This window comes from Nesterenkonia haasae (assembly GCF_010119385.1).
Classification (GTDB): Bacteria; Actinomycetota; Actinomycetes; order Actinomycetales; family Micrococcaceae; genus Nesterenkonia; species Nesterenkonia haasae.
Window position 1 is genome coordinate 469093 of the sequence record NZ_VFIE01000018.1, and the last position, 18338, is coordinate 487430.

Sequence of the window (18338 nt, forward strand, 5' to 3'; positions counted from 1 at the left end):
CCACCTCGTGATGTGCAGGTCAGTCGCCGTAGCGGAGCTCTACCCTTCGATTTGCTGCGAAAGTGCTGGAGTCTTCTGGGTCCTCCCGGACTGCCGGTTGTTCATCACCAAATCCTTCAACATTCAACGTCAGGTCCGGGCGTTCCTCAGCGAGCGCATCGGCCACGGCTTGGGCGCGGTTTTCCGACAGTTCACGGTTATCGAAATCAAACTGGGATTCGTCGACGGGCAGGGAGTCGGTGTGTCCGTGGACGTCGACGGAAGCTCCTTCTGGCACGACTTCGGCCAGCTCGGCTATCGGCTCTACGGCATTGGGCGGCAAATCCCATTCGTTGGAGCGGAACAGCAGGTCAGCTTCGAGTACCAGGACATCTTGCTCATCCGACTCACCCCCACCCAGCTCGTCGATTGTGCCTTCGGTTGAGTATGGGGTGATGACGGGTCCAAAACGTGTCACCGAGTCAGCGAGCATGCCGGATGTTACGTCACCGGGCGGCTCGGGTTTCTGCTGCACCTCCTGATCACCTTCAGCCGCTGCAGCTGTCAGCGGGAGCATGAACGAGGCGGTCAACACCACGCCGGCGATCGCCCGCATAGTGAACTTCGTGCTCATTGGTCCTCATCTCCCGCCTCGGCGGGCTCAGCCTCGCCCCAGTCGATTTCCACATCTTCGAATTCGGGGGCTGCGGGAATGCCCACGTTGATGGTGTCTATATCGTCTTCGGGCACGGCGAAGGTGGCCCAGAAGGCGATGGATTCACCGGAGGCCACACGGGGGCCGACGACGTCGGTCTCCCAGGCGACACCTCGGTCGCTGCGCAAGGAGGAGTACTGCTTGAGGTTTTCGCGATCAAAGAGGGCGGGCTTTGCCAGCGCCCCGTTGTTTCCGTGCAATCCGTAGAGAGTATGAGTGTCGTGCTGATCAAACTCGGGCGTGAAGGTCAGCAGCAGCTCCAGAGTATTGTCCCGCACCTGGAGGCGGTGCAGCCCAAGAGTCATCGTGCCGTCGATATTCGTGCTGGGGAGGCTGTACTCCACCGTGTGGAGGGCATCGTCCGGGTCAATGGGACCTTCAGAAGTCTGGACCGCTGTCCCCTCAGCAGCCTGCTCCTCAGCGTCGTCGGCTTCCTCAGCGTCACTGGGCCCGTCGTTGTCGGTCTCCTCCTCCGTCGAGGTGTCCTCCTGCGCTTCCGCTTCCTGAGCAGATGCTGTCTCGGTGTCCTCGAACTGGGCGGATTCCTGATCAGGTGAGCAACCTGTCAGCCCCAGGGCTGCAACGGCAATAAGCCCGATCCCCCCGCTGAGCAGCGAATGACCTGCGGTGTTCATGGCCTGTCCTTTCGTAGAGTGTCGTTCTAGTGATGAGTCGGAACGGGTGCTCAAAAGGTTGCACGGTGGTGGAGAAAGTTTTTCACTCAATGACGCGGATGCTGTGGCGGGCTTCCAGATCCTGTCCGTCAGGCAGCCGCGCGCGCAGGACGATCTCGGCCGTTCCGGGCGCGGTCGGGGTCAGGAGAACCTCTGGTTCATCGGCAAGATGCCGTCCGGACGGAAGCGCCCACACCCAGGACTCAAGGTCAGAAACCTCTGCGTTGAACACAGCGGACTCCCCTACTGTTACCTCTTCAGGCCCCGTGATGCCGATGGTGGCACCCCCTGCTTCGGCCGCCGACTGCTCCTGGCCCCCGGAAAGCCACTGGCCTAATAGGGTTCCACCCAGCAACGCTCCACCCGCAAAGGCAACGAGAAGAAGGACGACGACGAACCGCCGCCGCAATAGCCCAACCCAGGTGGTAGGGGGTGCATCCTGGGTGGATTCTGCAGCGGGTTCACGCTCGGGCGCAGACTCAGGCGGGGCCAAAGCGTCCTCAAGTTCGTTCAGCCATACGGAAGCGTTCGGTTGGCGACGGTGAGGTTTGGCAGACATTCCACGCCGAATGACTTTGTCAGCGGCTCCGGGTAAGTCGGCGTCCTGAGCAAGCCAGTTCAGCACGGCTGATATCGCGTAGATGTCAGCTCGGGTGTCGACCACACCGGGACTGTCCTGCTCGGGTGGGCGGAACCCCGCTGTGCCGCCGGAAACGGTAAGGCCGGAGTTCATCGCGAGGTTCTTACACATGCCGAGGTCAGCGATCATAAGCCGCTCATCAGTTGCCACCACCTGAGAGTGGAGGTTGGATGTCTCATCTCCAATGAGCTCCGACGGCTTGGTGGTCAGCAGGATGTTGCCTGGGCTGAGGTCCCGGTGGACCAGCTGCGCGCGGTGGACAGCGTCCACGGCGGCGGCGAGAGGCCTGGCGAACGCAAGGATGTCCTCCCGGCTGGCTCGCCAGCCAGACTGCCACAGCGCAGCGACCCGTTCGCGTACGGTGCCGCGGTCAGCGTATTCCAAAACCAGGTAGGGCTGTTGCCGTTCTGATTCGCCGATGTCATAGATCGTCACCACATGTGAGCCTTCTACCCTGCGCAGACTCCGCCCCTCAGCGATGAACCGCTCACGAATTTCGGGGTTGAGGCTGTGGTTCTCAGCAAGAACTTTTACGACGACCTCATCGTCGAGCCGCTCGTCGATCGCCCGGTAGACCGTTGCGAAGGAGCCCACACCAATCACGTCACCGAGGAGGTAGTGGCCGAGACGCTCAGCCACCTGTATCCCGCCCGTCCTGTTCCCCGAGCCTCGCGGCGACCATTGCCCGGCCGCGGCTGACCTGCGACTTCACCGTACCCACTGGGCGCCCGAGCTGTTCGGCGATCTCCGTGTAGGGCGCCTGGTTGATATCGCGCAGTGTCACAGGTATGCGGTAGACCTCGGGCAGTTCGGCGAGTGCCTGGCGCACCGCGGTCCGTGTCGCGATGGCAGAGCTCATCCGCTCCGCCGGTCCGAGGTCCTCGGTGAGCTCTGTGACTTCCCGGGCTCTTCGCAAGTGGTCGACCACGCGCCGGCGAACGATACTGTGCAACCAGGTGGTGACTTTGCTGCGACCATCGTAGGAACTGATGGACTCAGCCACGGAGATGAGCGAGTCCTGGGCGACGTCGTCCACGGCCGCCTTGTCCAGCAGCGCTGCTCCAGCGAATCGGTGCACCACTCCTGAAGCATCGAGGGCTTCGATCAGCAGCTCCGTGACGGCGGGCGAGTGAGGTGCGTGCTGCGCCAAGAGCTCCAAGGCGTCGTCGTACTGACCATCCGCCCTGGTGACGTCCAGCATGCGGCGTGCCCCCGTGAGGTCTCCGTTCTGCAAGGCTCGGCCTAGCTCTGCGGCTGTCATCACGTTGAGTCTAGAACAAGACGGTCGAGTAGGTGCCGGCGTGCTGGAAGCCGACCCGTTCGTAGGCGCGGATCGCGGGGGTGTTGTACCCATTGACGTAGAGGCTCACTCGAGGAGCGAGGCTCAGCCCGTACTTGACGACTGCGGCCATTCCCGGGGCTGCCATTCCGCGGCCGCGCCAGAGTGGATTCACCCACACCCCCTGGACCTGCACGGCCTGGTCGGTGACTGACCCGAACTCCGCCTTGAACGTGATCTGCCGGGTCTCGGGGTCCACAGCTATGAGCGAGTGACCGGCCTGAATAAGTCCGCGGATTCGGTCCCGATACTGGCTTGCCCCGTGATCGTATGGGGAGAATCCGAGCTCCTCGGTGAACATGGCCGCGCAGGCCTGTTCGACGGCGCTGAACTCTTCAGGTTTCGAGGGCCGCACTCCCGGAAGTGGTCTCATTTCAGGTTCTTGGTACATCACCATCAGCGGCTGGTGGGCGCGCACTTCACGGTGGTTGGACCATCCGGTCGCTTCAAAAAGGGCGAGTACGGCCTCGGATCGCCCATAGATGGAGGAGACTCTGCGGCGCAGTGCGCGGGCGGCACGGCCAAACTGCTTCGCGGTGGAGGGGTCTGCCCCTACCGGGATGATGTTCGAACCTAGCCAGCAGGCCGAAACCAGCCGACGAGCGGCGCCGTCATGGGGTTCTGCAGCGTCTATCCCCAGCAGGAGTGCACTCTGCCGCCCTTTTCCGAATGCCGCCGTTCCGCGCTGCTGCAGCGCTGCCGCCACGGAGGTGTTACCGACCGGATCAGCGTCCAACAGTTCGTGGAGAGCATGCGTGTCTTCCCCGGTGAGAACGCGAACTCGGCCACCGGTGGCGCGGGAAACTTTGCCGTCGGGGCTAGCTGACGGAGACCACAGGGGCACCTGAAGAGGCGTCCTCTCCCTCAAGGTCCATTTGTTCGGCGAGCCGGTTGGCCTCCTCGATCAGGGTCTCTACGATCTGATCCTCAGGGACGGTCTTGATGACCTCCCCCTTCACGAAGATTTGGCCCTTGCCGTTGCCGGAGGCAACGCCCAAGTCAGCATCACGTGCCTCTCCCGGCCCGTTGACCACGCAGCCCATCACGGCGACCCGCAGTGGATGCTCCATGCCTTCCAGACCAGCTGTGACATCGTCGGCCAGTTTGTAGACATCCACCTGGGCGCGGCCGCAGGAGGGACAGGAGACTATCTCCAGTTTGCGGGGCCGCAGATTGAGGGACTCCAGCAGCTGGTTGCCGACTTTGACTTCTTCAGCCGGTGGGGCGGAGAGGGAGACTCGGATGGTGTCGCCGATGCCTTGGGACAGCAGCGCACCGAATGCGGTCGCGGATTTGATGGTCCCTTGGAAGGCCGGACCGGCTTCCGTCACGCCCAGGTGCAGAGGCCAGTCGCCACGCTCTGCGAGCATCTGATAGGCCTGCACCATGATGACGGGATCACTGTGCTTGACCGAGATCTTGAAATCGTGGAAGTCGTGCTCTTCGAAGAGGCTGGCCTCCCACACGGCGGACTCCACGAGCGCCTCCGGGGTTGCCTTCCCGTATTTGTCCATCACTCGCTTGTCCAGGGATCCGGCGTTGACGCCGATGCGGAGGCTCACGCCGTGGTCTTTGGCCATTTTGGCGATTTCGCCTACCTGGTCGTCAAACTTGCGGATGTTTCCGGGGTTCACCCGGACGGCGCCGCATCCAGCCTCGATCGCGGCGTAGACGTACTTGGGCTGGAAGTGGATGTCTGCGATCACCGGAATCTGCGATTTCATGGCGATGATCGGCAGCGCCTGCGCGTCTTTGTCGGTCGGGCAGGCTACACGCACAATGTCACAGCCCGACGCAGTCAGTTCCGCGATCTGCTGCAGCGTGGCATTGATGTCATGGGTCTTGGTGGTTGTCATAGACTGCACCGATATCTGGTGGTCACTGCCGACCCCGACATCACCGACCATGAAATTGCGAGTCTTGCGCCGAGGAGCCAGGACGGGAGGCTCTTCCTTCACCGTGGGCATACCGAGATTAATCGCGTTCACCCCTCCATGGTACCGATGACGACGCCGCCTGCTCGCCTCCACGCGGTGCACTTCTCCCGTGGCTGATCTTGGACGAGGTCAGTCGAAGAGGCGAATCGGGTTGATTATGTCAGCGAGGATCAGCATCAAACCCATGCCTATCAGCAGCACTGCCACCGCATAGGTCAACGGCAAGAGTTTAGAAATGTCGAAGGGACCCGGGTCTGGCTTACCCCGCAGCTTGGCCCAGCGTCGGCGCAGAGCTTCGTAGAGAGCCCCTGCGACGTGCCCGCCGTCCAAGGGAAGCAGCGGGATCAGGTTGAACACCATCAGGGCGATGTTGACTCCCGCGACGAGGGACATCAGCGTCGCGAAGCGTGATTCCCACGGGATCTGGTCTTGGGCGGAGATCTCGCCCGCCACGCGGCCGACGCCCACCACGGACATCGGCCCGTCGGGGTCGCGCTCCACCTCAGTGAATGTGGAAACTCCGACGTCGTACATGCGCTGCGGCAAGGTGAGCACCACCTGTCCCACAGCCCGGGTCTGCTCGTAAACGATCGGCCCGGCTTCCCAGGGCGCCTGGCGTTGGACCTCGGTCAGAGAGACCACGCCGATGAAGCCCACAGGCTCAGTGACCAGCGAGCCGTCCGCGTCCCGTTCAGGAGCTCCCATGCGACCTTCAACAGGCCGTTCGGTCAGGATCGGGGTGACCTCCGTGGTGTGTTCCTCCCCATCGCGGAGGTACACCACCTGGTTCGGAGTCCCGGCTGCGTCACGGATCAACGGAGTGAGATCGTCCCACTCATCAATCTCTGTTCCGCCGAATGCCAGGATTTCGTCACCCGGTTCTAGACCCGCCTCAAAGGCGGGTCCAGCCGGATCGCTCTCAGTGCACTCTCGTTCGGCCACCACCTCTGCGGCATCTTCAGCCTCCACGGTGGTAATGCACTCGAAGACATCAGCCACCTCTGTGGTGGCTGTGTTCATCCCGTGCAGGGAGACAGTTCCCGCTGTCAGAAGCAGCGCCAGAAGGCCGTTCATCGCCGGACCCCCGAGCATGATGATGACTTTCTTCCAGGTGGCCAAGCGGAAGAACATCCGATTCTCGTCCCCTGGACGCAGCTCCTCAGAGGCCACTTCTCGCGCCTCCTGGGACATCTGCTGGAAAATCCCGGTCGAGTGGGACATCACGGTCTTCTGCTCGTCCGGCACACGTTCCGCTGCAGAACTGCGTTCAATGGGCGGCGCCACATACTGGGCACCCACCTGCTGGAGGTAGGGGTCGGCTGGACCCGAGTCTTCCGCAGCGTCTGTTGCGGCGGCGTCGTCGCTCTTCTGCTCCGGTGGTGGGTACATTCCGATCATGGCCACGTAACCACCCAAAGGGACAGCCTTCACCCCGTATTCGGTCTCCCCCTTGGTCTTTGACCACAGCGTGGGACCGAAGCCGACCATGTACTGGGTGACTCGCACCTTGAAGAGCTTGGCCGGCAGCAGGTGACCCACCTCGTGCAGGGCGATGGAAATGATGATGCCGACCACCATGATGAGGACTCCGGCGAGCATCAGCAGAGCGGTCACCGTGCTGCTCCCGAGACCGTTGGCGCTGCTTGACCAATGAGCACTTCGGCCGCCTGCCGGGCCCACTCCTCGGCGCCCAGTACGGTCTCTAGGTCCGCCGCTGACTCGGAGACCCCGCTGTGCTGGGCCAAGACCTGCTCCACAGCGGCGACGATGCCGGTGAATCCGAGCCTACCGGCGTGAAAAGCCTCCACTGCCTGCTCATTGGCTGCGTTGTACACCGCCATATGGGTCGCAGAGGCCCCGGCAGCCTGTTTGGCGAGCTGCACCGCTGGGAATGCACTGTGGTCCAGGGGTTCGAACTCCCAGCTCATGGAGCGGGACCAGTCAATAGGACTGTCCACCTGCTGCAGGCGGTCCGGCCAGCTCAACCCCAGGGCGATCGGCACCAGCATTCGCGGAGGTCCAGCCTGCGCCATGGTCGAACCGTCCTGAAACTCAACGAATGAATGAATGTACTGCTGAGGGTGAATCACGGTGTCAATCCGCTCCAACGGAACGTCAAAGAGTAGATGCGCCTCCACCACTTCGAGAGCCTTATTCACCATGGTGGCTGAATTGGTTGTCACCATCACGCCCATGGCAAAGTTCGGATGTTTCAGGGCCTGCTCCGGTGTGACCGCAGCGAGATCCTTGGCGCTCCATCCGCGGAATGGTCCGCCTGATGCAGTGAGGATCAACTTTGCAACCTCAGTCTGGCCGGTGAGTTCGTCCGCATCGCGAGGGGGCACCGCGCAGATGCCTCTTTCGTGGCTGCCGGACGCGAGCGCCTGGGCCAGCGCCGAGTGTTCAGAGTCCACAGGTACCACCTGCCCGGGGCGTTGCACGGCCTGCTGGACGAGGGCGCCTCCCACCACCAGCGATTCCTTGTTTGCAAGAGCCAGCGTGGCGCCTGATTTCAGGGCTGCGAGTGTCGGTTTGAGTCCAATAGAACCAGTGATGGCGTTGAGCACCACATCAGCTTGGGAGTGCTCGGCAATGTGTTCGGCCGATTCAACACTTGAAAGCACCTCGGCACCCAGGCCCTTCAGCTGGTCAGTCAGGCCCTTAGCGGCGGCGTCGTCACGGATACCGACCAGTTCAGGTCGGAAGGTGCGCGCCTGCTCCGCAAGAAGTGCAGCATTGGTGCCAGCGCAGAGGGCGACGACGCGGAACGACTCAGGGTGCGCGGAGATGACTTCAAGCGCTTGAATGCCGATGGAGCCGGTAGAGCCCAAGATAGCGACGCGGCGGGGTGTGGACATGCGCTCCATTATCCCGCCTTAGTCACCGGCACCAAACTGTTCCCTCTTGACGGAAGGCTCCAAGAGGTTGACGGAAGGCTCCAAGAGGATCAAGGTGGTGAGACAACACCGCTGCAACGCGACGGAGCACCACATGGGAACTGCCGAAATCATCGCCAAACCATTACCTGAGGTGCGACTGGCCGCCGTTACTGCCACCGTGTGTGACCAGCGGACCATGGCCAGCGTGGTAGGGCCTGCATTCGATCAGATCGCCTCAATCCTCGGAGGCACTATGGGCGCCCTCGACACGCCCATCGCGGCATATGCCCTAGCTGACGACGGTACGCACGTCACGGTCGGTTACGAATACGTCGGTGAGCCGCACGCCGGCTTCGAGATCGTCACCCTCCCTGCGGTCGAGGAGGCCCTGACCACTGTGCACCACGGAAGTATGAGCCGCATTCACCTCAGCTGGCAGGCTCTGCATGAAGAGATTCGAACCCTGGGCTACGAACCCTATGGGCCGTGCCGGGAGTTCTACATACGTGCAGAGTCCTCCGATCAGAGCAACTGGATCACAGAGCTTCAGCAGCCGGTTCATCGTCCGGCCTGAGCCGAGGCTGGGACCTGGGTCGATTCTCGGATACGGGTCACTAGGTCTCTCACACGCCATGTGTGCTGCGGGGCGCGTATGCACTGACGAAAGCCTCAACTCCGCGGTCAAGAACGCGGGCAAGGTCCTCTTCCCGGAGGGGCCGAGCCTGGCCAGCGAACATCACCTGGTTGCTGGGTATCCAAAGGAGTAGACCCGCGAAGTGGTGGGCCGCTAATTCGGTGTCCGGCACATCGAGCAATTGCCGCTCATGGAGGACCTGAAGACAATGGCTGATGGAAGCGATAACACGGAGGAAGCCCTTTTCCCAGTACAGCAATCCGAGATCAGGGAAGCGACCGGCCTCGGCGATGACCAGGCGCCGCAATTGCTGAACCCGCGGGTTCATGATTGAACGCATCAATTGCTCTGCAAGCAGACACACTGCCTCCGATGCAGAGTCACATTCACGCATCTTGGCACGCAGCGGAGCGAACGGATCCTGAACCTGATCGCAGGCGTATTTGATCAGCGCGGCAAAGACGCCCTGCTTATCACCGAACTCTCGGTAGAGCGTCTGTTTCGAGACTGAGGCAGCGGCTGCCAACTGGTCAGTGGACGTTCCTATGTATCCATGGGTGACGAAGATATCCCACGCCCGCTGAAGCATCAGGTCGCGTTTGCTCATAAGTGGTTGATCTAGTCCCTTTCATTTTTCGTGAGGCCTTGTGATGGCCTGTACTAGACGGTACCGTACTCAGTGAGTACTACTTAGTACTCCTTGAAGAATCGGAGGATCAGTTATGTCATTTCAGGCCTATCTTGACAAAGTCGAGGAGAAGACCGGGCTCACACCGCGCCAGCTAGTGCAACACGCCAAGGAGCGCGGGTACGACTCACCGGAGGTCAAAGCGGGGGAAATTCTGGAGTGGTTGAAAGACGAATACGGACTTGGACGAGGTCACGGCATGGCGATAGTCCATGTCATTAAGAAGGGTCCGACCATCGACAGCAAACATGTGGGATCCACCGGAACTCACCGCGATGAGTCCGACATTCTCTGGCTGGACGGGGCGAGCTCTAAGCCCAATGCGCCGTAGCAACCGCGGTGAGTGGCATGGCAACTCAATCATCCGTGGTGGCTAAGCGGCTCCGTGAGCGGGGACACGGCGAGCAGGTAGGCTGGGTGCACCCCACTCTTAGACGTTTCGGCCACAAGCCGATGTGAAGGAGCCTTCCATGGAGATTACTCTGCGTGATGTGCAGGCCGAGGATTTGGACCAGTTCTTCGCCTTCCAGCAGGACGCTGACGCGGCTCATATGGCCGGGTTTGCACCGACCAACCCAAAGGATCGGTCCATTTTCGACCACCACTGGGGCGAGCTCCTCAATGACAAGAAGTCACTGGTGCGCACGATCGACGTGGATGGCCAGGCCGCCGGTTCTATTGCGGTGTTCCGCGACGGCGACATTCACGAGGTGATGTTCTGGACCGACAAGCAATTCTGGGGCAATGGGGTAACGACCACCGCTTTTGACCAGTTCCTGGAGGAGTTCACAGAACGGCCACTGCGTGCCCGGGTGGTGACCGACAATATAGGGACCTTGAAAATTCTGGAGTCCCGAAACTTCCAGGAGATCGGCGAGGAGCAGGTATTCTCCAACGCCCGCGCCCAGGTTGTCACCGAAAAACTCTACGAACTAGCGCACTGAACACTGTGACTTCGGAGAAGCCTGACGTGTCCCGCACACCACTGCGCTGGGGCATTTTGGCCACAGGGTGGATCGCCCGCCGATTTACCGCAGACGTTCTGCTGGCAGGACTGAATGTCACCGCAGTGGGATCACGCTCAGCAGAATCGGCCCAAGAATTTGCGGCCTCGTTCGGCATAGGCAGGGCCCACGGATCCTACTCAGAGCTGGTCACCGACCCGAATGTGGATATCGTGTACGTGGCCACGCCCCACCCCGCACACTTTGACACTGCCATGGCGGCACTCGAGGCCGGTAAGCACGTCCTGGTGGAAAAGCCGCTCACGCTCAATCAGGCGCAGGCTGAGACGCTGCGTGAGACCGCCCTCTCCAAAGGCCTCTACGCCAGTGAAGCCATGTGGACCAGATACTTACCCCACATGGCGCGGATCCGGCAGTCCATCACCTCTGGAGAAATCGGAGAGGTCCGCACTCTCCATGCTGATCATGCCCAGAGTCTGTCCACGAACCCGTCGCACCGGATAAACGCGCTAGAACTTGGCGGCGGGGCCTTGCTTGATCTGGGGGTGTATCCGGTGTCGTTCGCCTGGGACATCCTCGGAACCCCGGTGACCGTTCAAGCTGCGGGAAGACTGGGGCAGACGGGGGCAGATACCGAAGTCGGAGTGTTGATGACCCACTCATCGGGTGCGATTTCTACCTGCTTGGCTTCCGCACGAGGCGCCGGCTCGAACACCGCGAGTATCGTCGGTACCGAGGGACGCATCGATATCGACCGGATGTGGTTCACACCTGCTGGATTCACCCGCTATGACGCTGAGGGCCAGATGGTAGAGAAGTATGTCTCTGATGTATCAGGCCACGGCATGCAACTGCAGGCGCTGGCCGCAGAGGAATATGTGGCAGCAGGGAATCTCTCCGGTGAGCTGATGACTCTGGACGATTCAGTGGCGATCATGGGAACTCTTGATGAGATCCGCCGCCAGATCGGCGTGCACTATCCCGAGGAATCCCCTCCAGCATCCACCACTTCCCGATAAGCCTGCTCGAGCTCATGGTGAACTGACGACTCATCCTGAGCTGCAGGGACACCAAGATGTACTGCCCGCAGCTCTGCCATAAACCGCTCCCACAGCTGTGGACCGCCGTCTTCAAGGACCTTGGCGCGGATACTCAGTTCCGGGCTCACCGGCAGAAACTTCCGACCCCATGCTCCTAGCTGGACTAGCACAGGAACAAGCTGAATTGCCTTTTCGGTCAAGCTGTAGAGCTGTCGCTGCTTATGTGCCGGGTCCTGTTCTTTGGTCACCAGACCGTGGTCAGTGAGCTGTTTGAGCCGGGAGCTGAGGATGTTCGAGGCGATGCCTTCCTCGGATTCCCCCAACAGCTGGCGGTAGTGTCTGCGATTTCCGAACATGATGTCCCTGATCACCACGAGGGACCAGCTGTCCCCCAGTACCTCGAGCGACAGGTTGATGGGACAGCCTGAACGGTGCTGCTCCGCTTCCGCCACAGATTTCCTCTCCACATACTCATACGAACTGCTTGCATTCTACATGCGGTTATGGTCGCATAATAATACCGGTTGCATAGTGCAGTCGGAATTTATCAAGGAGACGACATGAGTACCACCAGCACACCTAGCCATATTTTGATCCATCGCCACTTGCCGGGAACCGGACCACAGGAAGGGTCAACCGAGCTGGAGGCCGAAATGGGGGTATGGGAGAGGGTCGATAGGGAACTGCGCAGGACCGGCCAGCTGGTGTCCGGGTGGGCGCTGAGTTCCCCCTCCACAACCGTTGGGACACCAGCGGAACTTCCTTCATCGGAGACGATTTTCGCCGTTCACGCTCTAGCGGTCGCAAGCGATGCCGAGGCCGAGAGTATCGCTGCTCGAATGCCGCACCTGGAATACGGATCCACAGAGATCCGGAAACTCATGGTGTAGCCATGACCACCTTCATCTACTCAGCGACAGCTTCCGCCGATGGTTACATTGCCGGCCCTGGCGGAGACATGCAGTGGTTGCGCAATTACATGGATGGAGAACCAGACCCGCTGTTCGAGCAGATGATCCCACAAGTGACAGCCCTGCTCATGGGGCGGCGCACTTTCGATGGAGATGACCCGAACGCCGGAGACCCTGAGCGGGAAGGCGCGTTCGAAGGCCAGTGGGAGGGCCCCCAAATTGTCCTCACGCACCGACCGCTAACCGCCAGTCCCCCGGACTTCACCATCACTCACACACTGGAAGAAGCGGTCGACGCCGCCCAAAAGGCTGCCGGAGCTCAGGGCATGGTTCACGTCCTTGGTGCTGATATCGCCCGCCAATGCCTCGAAGTCGGCGTCCTGGACGAGGTACTCCTCAGCACAGTTCCAATTTTTCTCGGCGGAGGCACTCCGGTGTTGCGTGGGACCAGCGGCTCTTTTCCGCTTGAACTGATCGACCAGTCGCCTTCAGGAAGCCTGACGAGACACTATCGCGTCAAGAAGTGAGCCCAGCGGGACCAGCTGGATGCCGAGAGGCGCACCAACGCCAGTCTAAAACTGACGCGGCATGAGAAAGCTCTGACTGACAGCTTCCTCACGCCTGCGCTCTGCGCCTTGGAGGCGAAGCCTGCGGGCATTCACGCTTGCCGCAGAAACGTCGTTGGGTTGCTGCTTGTGCGATGACGCCTCAACCCACTGGACTAGAGCTCCTGAGAACGCCAGGGCCGCGCGGTGAATCAGACTGAGCTCGCAAGGTGCTGTGGTGATTGCTGTGTGAGTCGGGTGCGTCATGACGATCTTCTCCGTAGACTAGTGCCAAGAAACACTTGCAGAGTTTTCTTTGCAAGTAATTGTTTGCCACTATACATCTGCAAAGGTTTCTCTGCAACATGTCTGATGCTCGCACCACGGCCGAAAGATTTGCCGACCACGCTCAAGTCAAAGATGTCCGCACGCTCAAAGCCTTCACCCACCCCCTGAGGATGCAGATCCTCGACTACCTCAACGACCGCGACGAGGCCACTTCCACGACGCTGGCAAAGTACCTCAATGAGTCCACTGGGCAGACCTCGTATCACTTGCGCCAGCTGGCCAAATTCGGCTTCGTCGAAGAGGTGGAAGACAAAGGCACGGGGCGCGAACGCTGGTGGCGGTCCAAAGGACTTAATGTAGCTCCCGAGGACGCGAAGACTCTCGCTCAGCAGTCACCCCTGCTGCGCACGTTGGCCCAGCGCCAAACTGCTGAACGTGCAGATAAACTCAGCGCCTTCCAGGGGCGGATCGCAGAAGAGGATGCGGAGTGGGTGGAGGCTTCAGCCATGAGCACCACTAGCACGGCGTTGACGCCAGCTGAGCTCGTGGCTCTCCGTGATGAGGTGTGGGATGTCGCCGAGCGTCATACGGAGGCAGCAAAGAAGCGCCGTGAAGCCGGTGACCTCGAAGGGCGGCGTAGGGTACGGATCCATTTCGACGCGTTTCCCCTTCCTAAGGACGATGCCGAAGGAGATCATTGAGCATCACTTTCACACTCCCACCCTGGCCTGCGGACCCTCCCCGCTACGGGAAAGTTAAGCTACAGAGAGTCCAGGATGATGATGTCGCATTGGCCATGGAGCTCTCTACCGACCGCTACGTACCGCTTATAGGCTCGCTTCCAGCTGATGCCTCCGAGGCTGAAGCCAGGGATTGGGTTCACAGGCAGCAGCTCCGCCATCGCGATGGCGCCGGGTTTTCGTTCACCATCGAAGCTGCCGCAACAGGCACCGGCGTAGGTCACTGCGGCCTGTGGTTGAGGGACCTCTCGGCTGGCCGTGCTGCTGCGGGGTATTCAGTGCTGCCTTCCCAGCGGGGACAGGGCTTTGCGGCCGATGCACTGGCTGCCTTGACCATGTTCGGCTGGAGTATTGCGGAGCTACACCGAGTAGAGCTTTACATTGAACCGTGGAACGTCGGTTCGATCCGCACCGCCGAACGTGCCGGCTATTTGCGGGAAGGACTGCTGCGCAGTCATCAGGAGATCGGCGGGGTCCGGCAGGACATGCTTCTCTACGGTGCCGTGCGCAATTAGCGACACGGACGGTGGCACAGTGTGGTTCCCGCGCATATATCTTTGTGGGTGCGGTGAGGTTAGCCTACGGAGGCCATTATTTCGGTCATGCGATCGAGGAAGGCGTCCACCTGGGCCTCGTCGTAGGCCTCAGCGGCAGTTGCCGTGGAGAATGTGATGGTGCGGATCTCATCGACGCTCATGGGGTTCTCCCCATCAAGGTACTTTTCGAGCTGGCGGCACAGCTGGTCTACCTCGCTCTTGCGGTACCCAACGTTGCTTTCGCCGACGGGTTCGCGGAAACGCTGAACATCGGGGCGTTCCATCCGGCCGCGCAGCGGCTGTGAACGATAGTGGAGCTGTTCGTACCAGGCGTCCTCACCGAACTGTTCAATGTAGCGATCGCGCTCCGCACCGGCGAATGCGTCCTCGAGGCGGTCCAGGGCAGAATCGACTTCAGCCGGGTTGTAACCCCCAGGGCCCATGGAGAAACTCGCCTGGCGAATCTCTGACAAAGGCATGCCTCGTCCGGAGTCGTAGGCTTCACGGGCGCGGGCCATGAACTGGTCGACTTCGGCGCGGTCGTACCCCTGATCATTGTCATCCAACAGGGTGAACAGTGGTGCGGAAGTGGTAGACATAGCTATAAGCCTAACGGCAGACCCGCTGAGTCTCCGGTCAACGCCACGATCACAAAATACGCAGTAGGCATGGCAAAGACCAGTGAGTCCAGTCTGTCCATGACGCCACCGTGACCGGGAAGCACATGGGACATGTCTTTGACGTCCAGTTCGCGTTTGACCATGGACTCGCTAAAGTCCCCCGCGGTGGACGCCACGACGACTGCTGCGGCGAGCAGTGCGCCCACATAGATCGCCTCATCAAAGATGAGCCAGGACGCCAGCACACCGACCACCACGGCGCCTGTCATGGACCCGGCGAACCCTTCCCAGGACTTCTTGGGAGATATCTTCGGAGCCATGGGGTGTTTGCCGAACATCACTCCCGCGATAAAACCAAAAGTGTCGTTGGAGACCACCAGGAGGACGACGACGACGAGTCTCCATTCGCCCTGTTCTACTTGGAGCACAAGCAGAGCGAAGGAAATCAGGAATGGTACCCAGCAAGCCACAAATAACGAGGCAACGATGCTCCGTCCCGGGTCGGGTACACGCCACAGAACGGCACCAACCATCACGGCCACCCCGGTGATCATCAGGCCCAGGGTCAAGGCCTCAACCCCACCCCAATACGCGGCTACTGGCATGGCAGCTGCACCCAAGTAGAGCGGCGCCTTCGGGATTCGAAGCCGGGGAGCATCCTCCAGCTCATAGGCTTCGAGGGCGCGGGCGACTTCCCATACGCCCAGGCAGAGCACCACCACCCACACAGCGATCAGCAGCGGTTGGAACCAGAAAATCCCGAATACTGCAGGAACGAGCAGCGCCGCTCCGGTGGCGATGGCGGCCGGGAGGTTGCGACCGGCCTTGTTCCGCCGCGTTGATTCCGGAGCCGCTGTGGGCTGAAAGTCTTGTGGCGGCGTCGTCATCACGTGCTCAGACTTCGAGCAGCTCCGCCTCTTTGCGTTTGATCATCTCGTCAATGCGCTCGGTGTACTGCTTGGTCATGCTGTCGAGCTCTTTGAGACCACGGTCACCGTCGTCCTCACCGATCTCGCCATCTTTAACGGCCTTGTCGATGGTCTCTTTTGCCTTCCGGCGAGCGTTGCGCACTGAAACCTTGTGGTCCTCACCCTTGGACTTCACAAGCTTGACGTACTCCCGGCGGCGTTCCTCGGTGAGGTCCGGCATGGTGATGCGAATCTGCTTGCCGTCATTGGACGGATTTGCCCCTATCTCGGAGTCGGAGAGGGCCTTCTCAATCTCGCGCATCGCTGAAACGTCATAAGGGGTGATGAGGATGGTGCGTGCATCCGGGATGGTGAACGACGCCAGCTGCTGCAGAGGCGTAGGAGCACCGTAGTAGTCCACCAACACCTTGGAGTACAGAGCAGGGTTGGCGCGGCCTGTGCGCACGGTCGCAAAGTCTTCCGAGGATGCATCAACAGCCCGCTGCATCAGCTCATCAGCTTCGAGCAGGGTCTCTTCAGTCACGGGTCTCTCCTTGGGCTATAGGGTCTTGGATCACAGTCTATCGGTCAACAGCGCTCCTGTTAGGGAGTGACCAGAGTGCCGATCTCTTCACCGAGCAGCGCACGCGTGACGTTACCGGCACCCTCCATTCCGAAGACTCGCATGTCCAGGCCGTTGTCGTTGCACATGGTCATGGCGGTCTGATCCATCACGCGGATATTGCGGTGCAGCGCTTCGGTGTAAGTGAGCTTGTCGAGCTTCTGGGCGCTGGCGTCCTTCTGCGGATCTGCCGTGTACACCCCGTCCACGCCAGATTTGCCCATCAGTACCATGTCCGCGCCGACTTCGAGTGCCCGTTGAGCGCAGACCGTGTCGGTTGAGAAGTAGGGCATGCCGGCACCTGCGCCGAAGATGACGACCCGGCTCTTTTCCATGTGCCGAATGGCGCGCAGGGGGATGTAGGGCTCAGCGACCTGCGCCATACCGATGGCTGTCTGCACTCGAGTGGGTTGGCCGGACTGTTCCAGGAAGTCTTGCAGAGCTAGAGCGTTCATCACTGTGCCCAGCATGCCGATGTAGTCGGCACGGGACCTGTCCATACCTGCCCTGGAGAGCTCTGCCCCGCGGAAGAAGTTCCCTCCTCCAACCACGACTGCGACCTCTACTTTGTCGTAGACTGCGGCGATCTGTTCGGCGATCCCACGTACTGTGGCCGGGTCGACGCCGACTGCGCCTCCACCGAAGACTTCACCGGAGAGTTTGAGCAGCACACGACGGCGCGCAGTTACGTTCTCAGCCATCAGATTCCTTTCAGGGCAGACGAAAAGGGAGCGACCATCCGGATGAGATGGCCACCCCCTTTTCGGTCGGTCAGACGTTAGAAGTAAGTCTAACCGCTATGGTGAGCGTGTTGTCTTCGCCTTATGAGCTGCCTACACGGAAACGGGCGAATGCGACGGCGTTTGTGCCGGCCTGCTCCAGGACCTTGGCCACAGAGACCTTGGGGTCCTTCGCGAAGGGCTGGTCTACCAGCACGTGCTCTTTGAAGTACGCGTTGGTCCGACCTTCGATGATCTTCGGCATAGCCTGCTCCGGCTTGTTCTCCGCCCGTGCAGTCTCTTCCGCGATCCGCCGCTCGTTGGCGACGGTCTCTGCTGGCACCTCATCGCGTGTCAGGAATGACGGGGAGAATGCGGCAGCGTGAACGGCCACATCATGGGCTGCAGTCCGAGCTTCCGGAGTGTCTGAGTCCACAGCTACCAGCACGCCGACCTGGGCGGGGAGGTCCTTGGACGTTTTGTGCAGGTACGGATCCACATAGGAGCCTGTGACCTTGGCCAGACGGCGGACCACGATCTTCTCTCCGAGGATCGCGCCACCTTCTTCAGTCACGTATTCGCTGACCTTGCGGCCATCGATGTCTGCCTCCAGCAGTGCCTCGACTGAGTCGACGCCGTGTGCAACGGCTGCTTCCAGAACGCTCTCCGCCAAGGTGATGAACTTGTCGGACTTTGCCACAAAGTCAGTCTCGGCGTTGATCTCGAGCATATAGCCAGTGGTGCCGTCGACAACCTTGGACAGCACCAAGCCTTCAGCGGCTGATCGGCCTTCGCGCTTGGCGGCGCCTTTGAGCCCCTTGATGCGGATAGCCTCGATGGCCTTCTCAACGTTGCCGTCGGCTTCGTCAAGAGCTTTCTTCACGTCCATCATGCCTGCGCCGGTCCTCTCGCGCAGAGCCTTGATGTCAGCAGCGGTGTAGTTCGCCATGAATGTCTGT

At 60.8% G+C, this 18338-nt stretch carries 24 protein-coding genes; 8 read left to right on the top strand and 16 right to left on the bottom strand.

The annotated features are described in order from the left end of the window. Positions 1-19: 19 nt before the first annotated feature. The 8 genes from FH975_RS05585 to dxr all read right to left on the bottom strand — a co-directional run bounded on the left by FH975_RS05585 (position 20) and on the right by dxr (position 8142). Positions 20-613 (bottom strand): OmpA family protein, encoded by a 594-nt coding sequence (locus FH975_RS05585; protein ID WP_162320446.1) that lies wholly within the window; start codon positions 611-613, stop codon positions 20-22. Continuing rightward, a complete protein-coding gene (locus FH975_RS05590) occupies positions 610-1329 on the bottom strand; it encodes a hypothetical protein (protein WP_162320447.1) in 720 nt (239 codons plus the stop codon). Before FH975_RS05590 ends, FH975_RS05585 begins: the two co-directional genes overlap by 4 nt. 82 nt (positions 1330-1411) lie before the next feature. Then, complete coding sequence (locus tag FH975_RS05595; RefSeq protein WP_162320448.1) at positions 1412-2647, bottom strand: serine/threonine-protein kinase; 1236 nt, start codon at positions 2645-2647, stop codon at positions 1412-1414. After that, entirely contained in the window at positions 2640-3269 is a 630-nt protein-coding gene (locus FH975_RS05600; protein ID WP_162320449.1) for an RNA polymerase sigma factor, read from the bottom strand. Before FH975_RS05600 ends, FH975_RS05595 begins: the two co-directional genes overlap by 8 nt. 10 nt (positions 3270-3279) lie before the next feature. After that, a complete protein-coding gene (locus tag FH975_RS05605; protein WP_153078243.1) occupies positions 3280-4191 on the bottom strand; it encodes a GNAT family N-acetyltransferase in 912 nt (303 codons plus the stop codon). Next, a complete protein-coding gene (ispG, locus tag FH975_RS05610; RefSeq protein WP_202923075.1) occupies positions 4166-5314 on the bottom strand; it encodes a flavodoxin-dependent (E)-4-hydroxy-3-methylbut-2-enyl-diphosphate synthase in 1149 nt (382 codons plus the stop codon). The genes FH975_RS05605 and ispG overlap by 26 nt, the downstream gene beginning before the upstream one ends. Positions 5315-5413: 99 nt before the next feature. Next, on the bottom strand, positions 5414-6883 hold the full coding sequence (locus FH975_RS05615) for a M50 family metallopeptidase (RefSeq protein WP_162320635.1): 1470 nt from the start codon (positions 6881-6883) through the stop codon (positions 5414-5416). Between the two features lie 11 nt (positions 6884-6894). Continuing rightward, on the bottom strand, positions 6895-8142 hold the full coding sequence (gene dxr, locus FH975_RS05620) for a 1-deoxy-D-xylulose-5-phosphate reductoisomerase (RefSeq protein ID WP_162320450.1): 1248 nt from the start codon (positions 8140-8142) through the stop codon (positions 6895-6897). Between the two features lie 133 nt (positions 8143-8275). Between dxr and FH975_RS05625 the strand changes: the two genes are divergently transcribed. Next, positions 8276-8737: a GyrI-like domain-containing protein gene (locus tag FH975_RS05625; protein ID WP_162320451.1), complete on the top strand. Its 462-nt coding sequence runs from the start codon at positions 8276-8278 to the stop codon at positions 8735-8737. Positions 8738-8786: 49 nt separating this feature from the next. On the opposite strand, the gene FH975_RS05630 is transcribed toward FH975_RS05625, so the two are convergent. Then, entirely contained in the window at positions 8787-9404 is a 618-nt protein-coding gene (locus FH975_RS05630) for a TetR/AcrR family transcriptional regulator (protein WP_162320452.1), read from the bottom strand. A gap of 115 nt (positions 9405-9519) precedes the next feature. On the opposite strand from FH975_RS05630, the gene FH975_RS05635 reads away from it, so the two are divergent. From FH975_RS05635 to FH975_RS05645, 3 genes are all read left to right on the top strand, one after another. After that, complete coding sequence (locus FH975_RS05635; protein WP_153078238.1) at positions 9520-9816, top strand: DUF4287 domain-containing protein; 297 nt, start codon at positions 9520-9522, stop codon at positions 9814-9816. A gap of 139 nt (positions 9817-9955) precedes the next feature. Further along, positions 9956-10429 (top strand): GNAT family N-acetyltransferase, encoded by a 474-nt coding sequence (locus FH975_RS05640; protein WP_162320453.1) that lies wholly within the window; start codon positions 9956-9958, stop codon positions 10427-10429. Positions 10430-10455: 26 nt separating this feature from the next. Further along, complete coding sequence (locus FH975_RS05645) at positions 10456-11469, top strand: Gfo/Idh/MocA family protein (protein ID WP_162320454.1); 1014 nt, start codon at positions 10456-10458, stop codon at positions 11467-11469. Here the strand turns inward: FH975_RS05645 and FH975_RS05650 are convergent. After that, complete coding sequence (locus FH975_RS05650) at positions 11427-11957, bottom strand: winged helix-turn-helix transcriptional regulator (RefSeq protein WP_153078235.1); 531 nt, start codon at positions 11955-11957, stop codon at positions 11427-11429. The genes FH975_RS05645 and FH975_RS05650 overlap by 43 nt on opposite strands. A gap of 93 nt (positions 11958-12050) precedes the next feature. Between FH975_RS05650 and FH975_RS05655 the strand changes: the two genes are divergently transcribed. Then, on the top strand, positions 12051-12380 hold the full coding sequence (locus tag FH975_RS05655) for a YciI family protein (RefSeq protein WP_162320455.1): 330 nt from the start codon (positions 12051-12053) through the stop codon (positions 12378-12380). 2 nt (positions 12381-12382) lie between these two features. Next, on the top strand, positions 12383-12928 hold the full coding sequence (locus FH975_RS05660) for a dihydrofolate reductase family protein (RefSeq protein WP_162320456.1): 546 nt from the start codon (positions 12383-12385) through the stop codon (positions 12926-12928). A gap of 45 nt (positions 12929-12973) precedes the next feature. Here the strand turns inward: FH975_RS05660 and FH975_RS05665 are convergent, their stop codons facing one another. Beyond that, positions 12974-13213 carry a hypothetical protein gene (locus FH975_RS05665; RefSeq protein ID WP_162320457.1) on the bottom strand — a complete coding sequence of 80 codons (240 nt, stop codon included), beginning with the start codon at positions 13211-13213 and terminating at the stop codon, positions 12974-12976. Positions 13214-13311: 98 nt separating this feature from the next. Here FH975_RS05665 and FH975_RS05670 point away from each other — a divergent pair, with 98 nt between their 5' ends. Then, the gene (locus FH975_RS05670) at positions 13312-13935 is read left to right on the top strand and encodes a winged helix-turn-helix domain-containing protein (protein WP_162320458.1); all 624 of its coding nucleotides are present in this window, start codon (positions 13312-13314) and stop codon (positions 13933-13935) included. Then, positions 13932-14489 (top strand): GNAT family N-acetyltransferase, encoded by a 558-nt coding sequence (locus FH975_RS05675; protein ID WP_202923032.1) that lies wholly within the window; start codon positions 13932-13934, stop codon positions 14487-14489. Before FH975_RS05670 ends, FH975_RS05675 begins: the two co-directional genes overlap by 4 nt. A 59-nt stretch (positions 14490-14548) precedes the next feature. On the opposite strand, the gene FH975_RS05680 is transcribed toward FH975_RS05675, so the two are convergent. The 5 genes from FH975_RS05680 to tsf all read right to left on the bottom strand — a co-directional run bounded on the left by FH975_RS05680 (position 14549) and on the right by tsf (position 18328). Next, a complete protein-coding gene (locus FH975_RS05680; RefSeq protein ID WP_153078230.1) occupies positions 14549-15109 on the bottom strand; it encodes a DivIVA domain-containing protein in 561 nt (186 codons plus the stop codon). Between the two features lie 2 nt (positions 15110-15111). Next, entirely contained in the window at positions 15112-16017 is a 906-nt protein-coding gene (locus FH975_RS05685) for a phosphatidate cytidylyltransferase (protein WP_153078229.1), read from the bottom strand. Between the two features lie 7 nt (positions 16018-16024). Then, entirely contained in the window at positions 16025-16582 is a 558-nt protein-coding gene (gene frr / locus FH975_RS05690) for a ribosome recycling factor (RefSeq protein ID WP_153078228.1), read from the bottom strand. A gap of 59 nt (positions 16583-16641) precedes the next feature. Next, complete coding sequence (gene pyrH, locus FH975_RS05695; protein ID WP_153078227.1) at positions 16642-17361, bottom strand: UMP kinase; 720 nt, start codon at positions 17359-17361, stop codon at positions 16642-16644. Between the two features lie 121 nt (positions 17362-17482). Further along, entirely contained in the window at positions 17483-18328 is an 846-nt protein-coding gene (gene tsf / locus FH975_RS05700) for a translation elongation factor Ts (protein WP_153078226.1), read from the bottom strand. Positions 18329-18338 lie beyond the last annotated feature (10 nt).

Excerpts from the sequence above, each read along its gene's own strand:
- FH975_RS05585 (WP_162320446.1), bottom strand. The coding sequence starts at position 613 with ATGAGCACGAAGTTCACTATGCGGGCGATCGCCGGCGTGGTGTTGACC.
- FH975_RS05590 (WP_162320447.1), bottom strand. The coding sequence starts at position 1,329 with ATGAACACCGCAGGTCATTCGCTGCTCAGCGGGGGGATCGGGCTTATT.
- FH975_RS05600 (WP_162320449.1), bottom strand. The coding sequence starts at position 3,269 with ATGACAGCCGCAGAGCTAGGCCGAGCCTTGCAGAACGGAGACCTCACG.
- ispG (WP_202923075.1), bottom strand. The coding sequence starts at position 5,314 with ATGCCCACGGTGAAGGAAGAGCCTCCCGTCCTGGCTCCTCGGCGCAAG.
- FH975_RS05615 (WP_162320635.1), bottom strand. The coding sequence starts at position 6,883 with ATGCTCGCCGGAGTCCTCATCATGGTGGTCGGCATCATCATTTCCATC.
- dxr (WP_162320450.1), bottom strand. The coding sequence starts at position 8,142 with ATGTCCACACCCCGCCGCGTCGCTATCTTGGGCTCTACCGGCTCCATC.
- FH975_RS05625 (WP_162320451.1), top strand. The coding sequence starts at position 8,276 with ATGGGAACTGCCGAAATCATCGCCAAACCATTACCTGAGGTGCGACTG.
- FH975_RS05630 (WP_162320452.1), bottom strand. The coding sequence starts at position 9,404 with ATGAGCAAACGCGACCTGATGCTTCAGCGGGCGTGGGATATCTTCGTC.
- FH975_RS05635 (WP_153078238.1), top strand. The coding sequence starts at position 9,520 with ATGTCATTTCAGGCCTATCTTGACAAAGTCGAGGAGAAGACCGGGCTC.
- FH975_RS05640 (WP_162320453.1), top strand. The coding sequence starts at position 9,956 with ATGGAGATTACTCTGCGTGATGTGCAGGCCGAGGATTTGGACCAGTTC.
- FH975_RS05655 (WP_162320455.1), top strand. The coding sequence starts at position 12,051 with ATGAGTACCACCAGCACACCTAGCCATATTTTGATCCATCGCCACTTG.
- FH975_RS05660 (WP_162320456.1), top strand. The coding sequence starts at position 12,383 with ATGACCACCTTCATCTACTCAGCGACAGCTTCCGCCGATGGTTACATT.
- FH975_RS05665 (WP_162320457.1), bottom strand. The coding sequence starts at position 13,213 with ATGACGCACCCGACTCACACAGCAATCACCACAGCACCTTGCGAGCTC.
- FH975_RS05670 (WP_162320458.1), top strand. The coding sequence starts at position 13,312 with ATGTCTGATGCTCGCACCACGGCCGAAAGATTTGCCGACCACGCTCAA.
- FH975_RS05680 (WP_153078230.1), bottom strand. The coding sequence starts at position 15,109 with ATGTCTACCACTTCCGCACCACTGTTCACCCTGTTGGATGACAATGAT.
- FH975_RS05685 (WP_153078229.1), bottom strand. The coding sequence starts at position 16,017 with ATGACGACGCCGCCACAAGACTTTCAGCCCACAGCGGCTCCGGAATCA.
- pyrH (WP_153078227.1), bottom strand. The coding sequence starts at position 17,361 with ATGGCTGAGAACGTAACTGCGCGCCGTCGTGTGCTGCTCAAACTCTCC.
- tsf (WP_153078226.1), bottom strand. The coding sequence starts at position 18,328 with ATGGCGAACTACACCGCTGCTGACATCAAGGCTCTGCGCGAGAGGACC.